Consider the following 12090-nt stretch of genomic DNA (forward strand, 5'->3'; position numbering starts at 1 on the left):
GGGCCGCCGCCCGCCTGGGCCGCCGCCGCGCAGCCAACCGGAGCGGGCGCCTGCAGGAGCGGCCGGAAGGAGCTGCGCCCTAGGTTCGGGACACTGCTGACAGCCTGGAAAGCGACCGATGGATCGGGCGTTTGGGTACCGTCTGGATGTCATACCCCAGGAACGCCAGGAGAAACTGGAGCCCACTGATGATCGCCAAGGCCGGCAGGACCACGGTACCGGTGGATGCCGCCACACCGGAACGGCTGGAGATCCACCAGTGCACACCGCCGTAGGCGAGCCCGCCGGTCAGCAGCACCAGGGCAGCCACCAGCTCCAGCGACGCAACCGAAAGGTCACGCAGGTAGTAGCGGTACACGATCCGCTTGAAGAAATTCTTGGCATGCTTCACTGAAAATTCGCCCACCACCTGGGATATCTTCAGGCTGCTTTCCTCATCGCCGTACCTGGCGTCCATCGGTATATCCACCACCACCGCCCGCATCGTGTTCAGGCGGAACAGCATGTCGGTTTCAAAGAAGTAGCGCCTGCTGATCGAATTGACCGGAAGCCGTTCTATTATCCGCGCATGAATGGCGGTGTAGCCGTTGGTGGGGTCGAACACGTCCCAGTAGCCGGTCGACGCCTTTGACATGAAGGACAGCCCCAGGTTTCCGATGCGGCGAAGCATCGGCATCTGCCGGATCTCGCCGAGATCCCAGAACCTGTTCCCCTTCGTGTAATCAGCCTCTCCCAGCATGATGGGACGCACGAACTGGTACAGCAGCGCGGGGTCCATCTGGCCGTCGCCATCGAGCTTGACCACGATGGTGGCGCCATCGGCCACCGCACGCTGGTATCCGGTGAGCATCGCTCCACCAACGCCCTGATTGACCGCGTGGCGTACCACGGTCACCCGCGGATCGTTGCATTCACGCGCGATGAGATCACCACTGCCATCGGGGCAGGCGTCGTCGACGCAATAGACAAGACTCACCCGGTCGTCGATCGCATCGATCACCTGCAACACGTGCCTGCGCACCTTGTAGCAGGGGATGACAACCGCAATGACGTCGCCAGACTCCAATGATTCCATAGTGAAATTACCCATATTCATGGCCGTCCGCGCCGCGGGCATGGACACTCAACCCGGGATTCTCCGCCAACACCGCTCTACGCGGCGACAAGATCGGCGCTTCCGGTCATTGGCACGCCCCCGCCTGGTCGAAGCGATAGAGGCTCTGGGGGCCAAAATCGAAACGCCCGGCCGCCTCCCGCGCGACATGCACGTCGGACGGGGCAATGATCCAGTTGACGCCCGGTGGCAGCTCGCCAGCGAAATCGGCCGCCTTGCCTATGCTACGGACATGCTGCAGGTTGGCGAACTGCATGAGGAAGAACGAAGACCGGCCATAACGATCGTCGACAAGGACCAGGCCACTTCCCGGCCGCGCGCCCACCAGGCACTCCCGAAGCATGTCCCCGGCCTCGATCATCGCGCGGTTGTCCCGTGCGCTCTGCCGCAGCCAGTTGGCCATCTGCACATGGCTGCCGAGCATCAGGAGCACGAGGTAGACCAGGTAGGATCTGGCCGCGAACCTGTCGCGGAGAGCGCAGACAAAAAAAGCGACTGCCGCGAGCACCACCAACCACATCAGCCAGTTGTTCACCCCGGGAAGCGACCAATGCTTCAGGCCCGAGGTGAAGAAAACGAAGATATCGGGATAGTCCCACGGATAGATGCGGTACTGGAAACGCAGGTAGAAGCAGAACATGAGCACCGAAACCAGCAGCGCCGTGCCCATCACCTTCAACCTTCGCGAGGCGTACACGCCCCATACCGAGAACAGCAGCAGCAGCGGCAGCAACGGCTCCAGGTAGCGGCCGTGGAGGCGGTACTTCTCGAATTCACTCACCTGCGAAGCGGTATTGGTGAACGCGCCGATCATGGCCAGGAACGCAATGCCCAGCAGCGCGACGAATACCGCCAACCGCCTCCGCTGAAGCGCGTCACCGGCAAGTGGCGCCTCGCTACGCCCCGTCGCCAGCGACCTTGCCGCCCTCCAACACTCCCCGGCGATCACCAGGCAGCCCGGCGCGAACATCAGCATCAGCACCCACGCGTGGCCGACAACATAGTCCAGCATCGACCAGGCATTGCTCAGCAGATACGCCGGCGAGGACAGCCGCTGCAGATAATAGGCATAGAAGTTTGAAACCACCCCGCCCGCACCACCGCCGGCGTCACCGGCGAGCAGGCGCACCATGTAGACAAGCCCGGCGGTCGCGACCAGGTAGAGCGCCGCGCGCGCCATGCCCGACCTGATCCCCGCCCACCTGCTACCGACCTGGCCTGCCAGATCGGCCACCATGAAGAACGCGGCGGTACCGACCACAAGGGCCGCCGCGTGCGGCTTGGCAAAATAGGCGGCCGCAGACACCAGCGCCGGAAGCAATACCGCCCAGACCGACCCCCGCCCCGCCGCCCACAGAGCCAGTGCGACCCCGGCATAGACCAGCGCCTGGAATTCAACCTCGGGGAGAAGAAGCGTCGAATAGAAGGAGAATGGAAACAGCAGGTAGATTATGGACGAGATGGCAGCGGTTTTCCGGTCAAAAACCCTGCTGCCCAGCCAGAACACCAGCAATGATGACAGGACGAACAGCAGCGCGTTGCACAGGCGCCCCACGAGTGCCACGCGCTCGGTCGAAACCAGTGTCCACGCCTCGAAAAGAACCCGATACAGCTTGTTGTCGATCGGCTGCATCGCCGGATCGTAGCGATACAGCTCCTGTCCCTGAGCCGCGTATTTCGCCCCCATGAAGTAGGCATACTCGTCACTGGCCATGACCGGCGATTCGGTCGAAACCACGCGGGCCACCAGGATGACGAAGGCAACGAACATCGCCACCAGCAACGCTTTAGGCACCGGCGTGACCAGCGGCTGCCGCCAGAAATGCTTCATAGGACAATCCACCTGACGGCAAGCCGGAAACCCGGAAACCGGGCACCTGCTGGATCACATTCGAGAAAAAAAGCCCGCACCGGTTACTTGATAATCACGGCCCGGCCATTGTCACACACGACTTTCTGTCCACCGCGATCGTAGGAGAGCGTCAGGCGATAAGTGCCGGCATCCAGGCCCGATGCATCGATCTCGCTGGAGAAGCCCGATTTCAGCGCGCCAGCGGCCCCGCCGTGGGCCTGCTGGACGTCCGGTCGCTCCATCGTGGGCACCACCCCGTGCTGCCAGACGCGACCATCGCCGGACTGCGACGCGACGCGGATCACCAGCGCGGCAGGCGCGTCGGCACCGGCTTCGTCGACCAGCCATCCCGCGACCACGAAGCGCCTGTTCTTGAGCACGATCGGAGTCATGTCCTGCACGACGACACCATCCACCGCCTCGATGTTGCAGGCGCTGGAGAGGATCGGCGCGATGCCGGACGAAACCTCGGCGACCAGGCCCTGTTTCCCTTCCGCGTCGGCATTGGCCTGGTCGCCGGACGCAACGGGCTCGGGACGGCTGCAGGCAGCCACGAGAGCAAGCAGGGCGAGGGAGACGAAACGCTTCATGTTCACTCTCTGGATGGCGGGTGATTCACATCGGGCCATGTCAATGCTGGAAAGCCGTCGCCCCTGAAAGCGCGACATGCCTCCCGTTGACACGGGTAAAGCCGTAGCGCGGTGCCGGAGCCGGCCCGCGGTGCGCGAAAAAAACGTCGTGCTGATATACCTGACGCGACGACGGAACACAATGGAAAACCATGCTCCGCCGGGTAAGGCCAGGATCCGTGGCCAGGCTCCCGCCGTGGGGCAACTGCGGATGCCAGATCGCGACATCACCCTTTTTCAGTGCCACCACGGCCGGTGCGCCAACGCCGGAGGCGGCCCTGATCACTTCACCGTAGTACTGCTCCAGTGCTTCATTGATCAGCGCACTACGCTGTGCTGCGGGCATGCGAGCCGCGACGGCGTCATAGATCCGGTGAGGGTCGCACTCAAAACGATGCCCTCCCGGAACATACATGAGCGGACCCGCATCGACCGAGATGTCCTCGAGCGCAACCCACACACCGAAGAAAAGGTTGCGCGGGAACGTTTCGAAGAAGGGGGAATCACGGTGTATCGGCTGCTGGCTCCCATGTTCGAAATACAACGAAGAATAGACCGAGGCCTCGTCCCCCAGCAGGAAATCAAGAATCGCCATCAACCGCGGGTTGCACCCGATGTTCGCGGCCGCGCCCGAGGACAGATGAAAGTTGACCACCCGCAGCAGGCGCCCGCCGGCATCCTTGTGCCGTTCCACTTCGGTGCCGAGATCGTCGATGAAGCGCTGATAATCGCTGACCACCGTGTCGCATTCCGTACCCGCTATCGCCGACGGAAGCACCACGAACCCGTCCTTGATCATGCGCGAACCGATCGCCTCCAGCTGCACGTCTCCTGCCGCCCGTCCCTGCAACTGGGCGACCGCATCCGCCTGATCCAGCCACAATCCTTCCATTGCCCACTCCTGATCAACTTGCAGTTGAAGTGAAAAGCCCGGAGAGCCGCACCGGGGCTTCAGGCCGCAGCCATTGGCTTGGTGGCGACGAAAACCACAGGCCAGGCATGCCCATCGGGGTAAGGGCACCCATTCGAGAACACCCCCTCGACAGGATTGAACGCCAACCACGCCTCAATGCGACAAAAGCCCGATGCCGCCACCATGTCGAACAGGTCCTGCCCGAACTGGATGAAGACCAGGGCTCCTCCTTCGTCGACCGGATTGCCATGATAGGCAGCAGGCAGGTCATGCACCAGCACACCATCGCGTAGCCGCGCCCGCCTGATGGATGCATTCAATCCCTCATAGAACGGTGTGGAAAAGACCAACCTTCCGCCAGGCACAAGAATCCGATGGCATTCGCGCAACGCGGCCAGCGGATCGGGCACGTGCTCAAGGACGTCGAAGTGCATCACCAGTTCCAGCGACTCACTCGCATACGATGCGTCATCCATGCTTTCGTGGCGCACCTGCCGGCCACCACGATCCACCAGCTCCCCGGGGCGGCATTTGTCGCCGAGGAATTCGCTTCCTGTCACGCCAGGAACACGCCGGAACAGGGCTTCGAACAGGGGGGTGAGCCGTTCGAACACTGCCGCCCGCGGCACGCCCCGCATGCGGGCCAGCACATCATCGACGACGCCAAGCACACCCCGCATCCTCCCGTTCAGGCCGCACGCGCACAGCATGCCCTCGGACAGGTTCGACCACCCTTCCGCCTGGGCCGGTTGGAAGAACCAGCCCCAGATGCCACATCCCCTGCAGAAGCCGAACGCCCGCCCTTCATCCAGTGCCCGCGTCTCCAGCATGTGCGCCACCGGCGACAGAGCCTCCATCGCGATACCCAGCGATGACATGCCATCGAAACCGCGCATGGATTCATCTGCAACCTGCATCACATCTCCTTCGCACGATGGGCAAGCGGTTCTCGCCTATAATTGGCCGTTTGCACGTGCCGATACAAGGCCCGCCCGGACAGACGCCGGCTACGCCAGCCTAGGACAGTAACTTAATGCTCCGTTCAGGACCCACTTCCGCCTCATCCATATCGCCGCTGGCGCTTTGCGCGTCGATCTGGCATCACCGCGCCACGATCAGGGCGTTGGCCAGGCGCGAGGTACAGAGCAAATACCGGGGATCGGTGCTTGGGGTTTTCTGGTCGCTGATAAACCCGCTGTTGATGCTCGCCATCTATACATTCGTTTTCAGCGAGATATTCCGCATGCGCTGGGGCGGCGGGCTGGACCACCCACTGGATTTCGCACTGATGCTGTTCACCGGAATGATAATCTTCGGATTCATCTCCGAGACCCTGTCACGCGCGCCGCACTTGATTACCGGCAACCCGAATCTGGTCAAGAAGATCGTATTTCCCCTTGAAATATCCGCACCGGTCGCGGTCATCAGCGGATTGTTCCAGCTCATGATTGGCCTCGCGCTGCTGCTGCTGGTATTCACGGTGACCAAGGGAGCGCCGCCGGCAACCACCCTGCTGTTCCCGGTCATCGCCATCCCCCTGCTGCTGCTTACCCTCGGCGCCACCTGGTTCATCTCATCGCTGGGCGTTTTCATCCGCGACATCAGCCAGCTGATCGCGCACCTGCTGATGGTGACGATGTTCCTGTCCCCCATCTTCTACCCGATAACCGCGATCCCGGAAAAGTTCCGTGCGTTCTTCTACCTCAATCCGCTGACCTTTCTGGTCGAGCAGACCCGGCGGATACTCATCCTCGGCCTGCAGCCGGATTGGCAACAGTTGATCGCATTCACCGGAATGTCCGCGCTCGTCTGCTATCTCGGGTTCGTATGGTTCCAGTTCACCCGCAGGGGCTTCGCAGATGTCCTCTGAGATCGCACTGCGCGTCAACCACGTCAGCAAGGTATTCCGCGCGTACTCCAACCCGGCAAAGCGCCTCACTCACGCGCTCGGCATCCGTGCGAACAACCTGCTCAGGACGTTCGGGCTCCCGCAACTGGCGGGCGACCAGGCCGCGGTCCAGGAGTTCACCGCGCTCGACGACATAAGTTTCGAGGTCATGCGCGGCCATACCACGGGCATTGTCGGGCGCAACGGCGCCGGGAAATCCACACTGCTGCAGATCATTGCCGGCACGCTCGCACCCAGCCAGGGTACGGTCGACGTCAGCGGGAGAATCGCCGCACTGCTGGAGCTGGGGTCCGGCTTCAATCCCGAGTTCAACGGCATCGAGAATGCCCGGCTCAATGCCGCGATCCTGGGGCTTTCCCCGGAAGAGATCGATGCACGGATGGACTCCATCCTCGCGTTCGCCGATATCGGCCATTTCGTCAACCGGCCGGTCAAGACCTACTCCTCGGGCATGATGGTTCGCCTTGCGTTCGCGGTGCAGGCGCAGGTCGACCCGGAGATACTCATCGTCGACGAAGCACTGGCCGTAGGCGATGCGAAGTTCCAGTCCAAATGCTTTGCCCGGCTGGAGGCCCTGAAGGAAACGGGAACGTCCATCCTGTTCGTATCCCACTCCACCGAACAGATCGTCAGCCACTGCGATGACGCCATCCTGATAGAAGGCGGGCGGCTGCGGCAGCGCGGGCAACCAAAGGACGTGGTCCACACTTACCTGGACCTGTTGTTCGGCAAGCCGCCGGCATCCACGCCGGCGACGGGACAGGCACCCCGACCCACGACGCCAGCGCACACTGGCGGCACCCCCGCGCCGGAAACGCGGGGCAACCGGTACGTCGACCAGCCCCACTACAACCCCTATGAATTCAGGTGGGGCGACGGTGCGGCATGCATCGCCGATTTCAGGCTGCTCGCCAATGGCACCGAGGCAGCGCAGATCATTCCCGCGGGTACTTCGCTGCAGCTGTTGCTTGGAATATCGTTCGAACGTGCCATCAGCCGCCCGATCATGGGCCTGACGATCAAGTCGAAGGACGGTGTCACCGTCTTCGGGACGAACTCGGAACTGAGCCGTTTCGCCGGCCTGCCCGGCTCGGTCGCGGAAGGCACGGAAATGCAGGTGGATATCCACTTCGAATGCAATCTTGGCCCAGGTGATTACTTCATATCGGTCGGCCTGGCCAGCCGGAGTGGCGAAGAGATCATCCCCCACGACCGGCGCTATGACTCCATACACTTCACCGTCACGGACGACGAGTGCTTCGGCTTCACCAAGCTACCGATGACTTTCAGCATCAAGGAACTACGGTCTTGACTACCAACAACAACTACTCCGATTTCCTGAGCCGCAATGGCCTGCGCAGGAATGATGACACGGGAGTATGGTCGCGCGGACCGGGCACCAGCTTCGACTACAGCGACGGCGACGAGGTCGAGAACAGGATCGCCAGGGCCATCGCCACCAGTAATGATGTCTCGCTGTTTTCAGCGGAGCTGGCGGAGCACCAGACCGACTGGGCATCCACTTACCACCTGAGTCCGGTGCGCGCCAACCTGCTGCGCCCTCTTCAGCCCGTCCTTGGAGGCAGGAAAGTCCTGGAGATCGGGGCCGGCTGTGGGGCCATCAGTCGATACCTCGGCGAACAGGGCTGTGAGTTGCTGGCACTGGAAGGCAGCGAGCGACGCGCGGCGATCGCCGCAAGCCGCTGCCGTGACATGGACAACGTCACCGTCGTCAACAGCAGCTTCGACGAACTTCCGGACGGACCCCGGTTCGATGTGGTGACCTTGATCGGGGTACTGGAGTATGCCCGCAAGTATTCATCCGGACCCGATGGCATCGCGACCACCCTGCGCAAGGCGAGGTCGCTGCTGGGCGAAGGCGGGGTGCTCATAGTTGCGATCGAGAACCAGCTGGGGCTGAAGTATTTCGCCGGGATGCACGAAGACCACCTGGGCCGCGCCATGGAGGGCATCCAGGATCACTACGCGCCCGATGGCGTGGTGACGTTCGGTCGTCGCGAGCTGTCCGATCGCATCCTGGCCGCGGGTTTCACGTCCTGCGAATTCGCATTGCCATTCCCCGACTACAAGCTTCCAAGCAATCTGGTTCTTCCCGCGGGTTGGGACAACCACGCGCATTTCGATTGCGCCACCCTTGCCGGGCAGGCCACGCGCAGCGACCGGCAGCTCAACCACCCGCTCCTGTTCTCGACTGGCCAGGCCTTTGCGGTAGCGCAACGCAACGGTCTGATCGCCGATCTTTCGAACTCGTTCCTGGTGCTCGCGCAGGCGACCGAGGGCGCCCCCCGCTTTGCCGGGTTCTCGCCTGGCATCCTGGCGCACCACTATGCCGTCGAACGAACGCCGCGCTACGCCACCGCCACCACCATCGTGGAGCAGTCCGGATCGATCGAGGTCCGCAGGCAACCATTGGCCGGGAATGCGCCGGGCATGGCGTCGCCACTGCTTTCCCATGCAGTGCGCAGCGAGCCGTACGTGCCCGGCAGGCATTGGGTGGATGAGCTTGACCTTGTCCTGAGCCGGCATGGCTGGAACGTGGATGACGTGGCAGGCTGGCTGCGCCAGTGGATGGATGCACTGCAGCTCAAAGCCACCGGGCACGACATTGGCGAGCGGATCTCGCTGCACACGCAACTGCCGGGCAACCTGATCGACGCGGTGCCCAGGAATCTGATCAAAGCCGCCGATGGCGAGTGGGTCTTCTTCGACCAGGAATGGGAGCTGCGCCATCCCATAAGCCTGGGCTACCTCATGTTCCGCGCCTTCAACGTAAGCCTGGCCTCGGTTACCTGCGTGGCGGAGCCGGCAGAAACCGAGCTTCTGCATGTACCGACGCTGTTCCGGGCCTGCCTGCGGCAACTGGGCATGGTCGTAACGGCATCGGACATTCTTGATTACCTCGACTTCGATGCCGCATTCGAGAGCGAGGTCCGTGGAAAGCTGGCCAGGCCGCTGACGCTCGCACAGTATGAGGCCTACGTGCTCGCGTCCACGCCGGATATCACCTCACTCCTGCATGGCAACCAGGCATGCCTGCCTGCCGATGTGGTTGAAACACTGGCACGGCGCAAGGCCGATCTCGAGAGCGCGCAGGACGAGCGTGATTGCCTGCGACGCAGAGCCGAGGAGGTGGAGCATGCAGTCGCGCTCCGCGATAGCGAGCTCGCATCCTGCAACAGCCGGCTGCAGGAGCAGGCGCTGGCTCTTGCCGATGCGTCCTCCGCGTTGCTCACGGCCAATGCCGCGGCAGCTGCACTGCAACAGGAGCTGGAGAGCGTCGCGGCGGAACGGCAAAGCGTCGCAGCGGAACTGGAGGCGACCAGGAACTCGGCAAGCTGGCGCATCACCCGCCCGCTCAGGACCACGAAGGCGTTTGTCCGCCGTTCGCTGCGCACATCCGTCCAAGGCGCGACGGGCGGCGCCCGCAAGCTGTATCGCAGGCTGCCGGTTTCCATGCACCTGAAGCTGGCGATCAAGAACGCGCTGTTCCAGAATTTCCCGATTCTGTTCTCGCGGACCAACGCGTACAGGCGCTGGAAGGCCCATGTCGCGACCCATGGAGCAGATGTCCACGCATACGCCCCCATTGCGCAACCCCATATGCTGGATGCGCCCGGCGCGGCATCCGCCCTGTACGTGGCGGACGGCGTGGCCGAATGGAGCGACTATGGCGACGTCAAGCGCAGGATCGCCGAAGCACTGCATGCACGGCATGACCGTGAACCGGCCAGCGTCAAGATGCATGAATTCAGCAACCGGGATCTGGAGACGATCGCCGGACAGCTGAAACTGCCCGCCCCGGTCGAGTCGCCCGACGTCAGCATCGTGATACCGGCATACAACCATGCCGCACGCACGCTCGAATGCCTTGCATCGATCGCGGAATGTCACGATCCGTCGGGGCCGACGATCGAGATCATCGTCGCCGACGATGCTTCCACCGACGCATCCGCGCTCGCGGTATCCCGCGTTGCCGGCGTTCGTTTCGTGCGGCAGACGGAGAACCTGGGCTTCCTGCGGAACTGCAACCGGGCCGCCGCACAGGCAAGCGGCAGAACCCTGCTCTTCCTCAACAACGATGTGCAGGTGAAGCCAGGCTGGCTCAAGGCGATGTGGACCTGCCTCGATTCCGACCCCAGCATCGGCGCCGTCGGCCCGAAGATCGTCTACCCCAGCGGCTGGCTGCAGGACGCGGGAACCCGCCTGCACCCCGATGGGACCGCAGAGATGATCGGCCTGAACAGCCTGCCCGACAGACCGGCGTACTCGTATGACCGCGACGTGGACTATTGTTCCGGGGCGTGCCTGCTGGTTAGGCGCGACGACTTTGTCGCGCTCGGCGGGTTCGATGACCAGTTGGCGCCCGCGTACTGCGAGGATGCTGACCTGTGCATGCAGTTGCGAAAGCACGGCAGGCGGATCGTGTTCTGCGCAGCCGCGGAAGTCGTCCACCATCTGAGTGTCACTTCGGACTCGTTGCCCAGTGACTACAAGCTCAGCTGCATCACCCGCAACCTTGGAGTCTTCAGCGGGAAGTGGCGCGAAGAGCTGGATGCGTTGCAGCAGGTCCGCACCATCGCCTTCTACCTTCCGCAGTTCCACCCGATTCCGGAGAACGACCTGTGGTGGGGCGAAGGCTTCACCGAATGGACCAATGTCACCAAGGCCCGCCCGAACTACGTGGGCCACGACCAGCCCAGGATCCCCGCCGATCTCGGCTACTACGATCTCCGCGTTCCGGAAGTGATGAGCAAGCAGGCCGAGTTGGCACGCCGCTATGGTATCGGCGGCTTCTGCTTCTATTACTACTGGTTCGCGGGCCACAGGCTGCTGGAGCGGCCGATCGAGCAGATGTTGGCGTCGGGCGAACCGGACTTCCCGTTCTGCCTGTGCTGGGCCAACGAGAACTGGACCCGGCGCTGGGATGGGCAGGAGCAGGACGTGCTGATGGCCCAGCAGCATTCGGACGAGGACGACCTGGCGGTCATCGAGGACCTGGCCCGCTATTTCCGCAGCCCCAGCTACATCCGCATCAATGGCAAGCCGCTGCTGTTGGTCTATCGCGTGACGCTTTTCCCCGATTTTGCCCGCACGTCCTCGCTGTGGCGCAAGTACTGCCGGGAGAACGGCATTGGCGAGATCTACCTGGCACAGGTGGAGTCGTTCGAACTGGCCAGCGCCGGCATCCACCCGGAAGACCTGGGGTGCGATGCCGCCGTCGAGTTCCCGCCGCAGGGCATGGCGGAGCCGCGCCAGCCTTCGGGTGAGATCATCAATCAGAACTTCGCCGGTGCGGTCGCGGACTATCGCGACCTGGCCGTGCGCTATGCCACCCGCGAGCTCCCTGCCTACAAGCGATTCATGGGCGTAATGCCGGGATGGGACAACACCGCGCGCAGGCAGAACAACAGCTACAGCTTCGAACATTCCAGCCCGGGCGCGTTCCAGGCTTGGCTTGAGACGTCGGTCAAGCGTACCCGCCAGCAATACAGCGGCGATGAGCAGATCGTGTTCATCAACGCATGGAACGAATGGGCCGAAGGCGCATACCTGGAACCCGACAGGCGCTTCGGCCACTCTTTCCTGCAGGCCCATCTGAACGCGCTGGAAGCCGAGCACCTGGTCGAGCGCAAGACCTCCTTCCCCGGTTGA

At 63.0% G+C, this 12090-nt stretch carries 8 protein-coding genes; 3 read left to right on the forward strand and 5 right to left on the reverse strand.

Annotated features, from left to right (window positions below):
* Window positions 1-79: 79 nt before the first annotated feature.
* The 5 genes from AC06E6_RS09405 to AC06E6_RS09425 form a co-directional block, all read right to left on the reverse strand.
* On the reverse strand, window positions 80-1096 hold the full coding sequence (locus tag AC06E6_RS09405) for a glycosyltransferase family 2 protein (RefSeq protein WP_240213360.1): 1017 nt from the start codon (window positions 1094-1096) through the stop codon (window positions 80-82).
* A gap of 85 nt (window positions 1097-1181) precedes the next feature.
* The gene (locus tag AC06E6_RS09410; RefSeq protein ID WP_478061085.1) at window positions 1182-2945 is read right to left on the reverse strand and encodes a hypothetical protein; all 1764 of its coding nucleotides are present in this window, start codon (window positions 2943-2945) and stop codon (window positions 1182-1184) included.
* 83 nt (window positions 2946-3028) lie between these two features.
* On the reverse strand, window positions 3029-3556 hold the full coding sequence (locus AC06E6_RS09415; protein ID WP_240213362.1) for a hypothetical protein: 528 nt from the start codon (window positions 3554-3556) through the stop codon (window positions 3029-3031).
* 40 nt (window positions 3557-3596) lie between these two features.
* Window positions 3597-4487 (reverse strand): phytanoyl-CoA dioxygenase family protein, encoded by an 891-nt coding sequence (locus tag AC06E6_RS09420; protein ID WP_240213363.1) that lies wholly within the window; start codon window positions 4485-4487, stop codon window positions 3597-3599.
* Window positions 4488-4546: 59 nt separating this feature from the next.
* The gene (locus AC06E6_RS09425; RefSeq protein WP_240213364.1) at window positions 4547-5425 is read right to left on the reverse strand and encodes a class I SAM-dependent methyltransferase; all 879 of its coding nucleotides are present in this window, start codon (window positions 5423-5425) and stop codon (window positions 4547-4549) included.
* A 116-nt stretch (window positions 5426-5541) separates the two neighbouring features.
* On the opposite strand from AC06E6_RS09425, the gene AC06E6_RS09430 reads away from it, so the two are divergent.
* Genes AC06E6_RS09430 through AC06E6_RS09440 form a run of 3 tightly spaced genes read left to right on the forward strand, consistent with a single transcriptional unit; the run spans window position 5542 to window position 12090 of the window.
* A complete protein-coding gene (locus AC06E6_RS09430; RefSeq protein WP_240213365.1) occupies window positions 5542-6378 on the forward strand; it encodes an ABC transporter permease in 837 nt (278 codons plus the stop codon).
* On the forward strand, window positions 6368-7729 hold the full coding sequence (locus tag AC06E6_RS09435; RefSeq protein ID WP_240213366.1) for an ABC transporter ATP-binding protein: 1362 nt from the start codon (window positions 6368-6370) through the stop codon (window positions 7727-7729). Before AC06E6_RS09430 ends, AC06E6_RS09435 begins: the two co-directional genes overlap by 11 nt.
* Complete coding sequence (locus tag AC06E6_RS09440) at window positions 7726-12090, forward strand: glycoside hydrolase family 99-like domain-containing protein (RefSeq protein ID WP_478061087.1); 4365 nt, start codon at window positions 7726-7728, stop codon at window positions 12088-12090. Before AC06E6_RS09435 ends, AC06E6_RS09440 begins: the two co-directional genes overlap by 4 nt.

It is taken from the genome of Stenotrophomonas sp. Steno-Z10-HUANG, assembly GCF_056393075.1.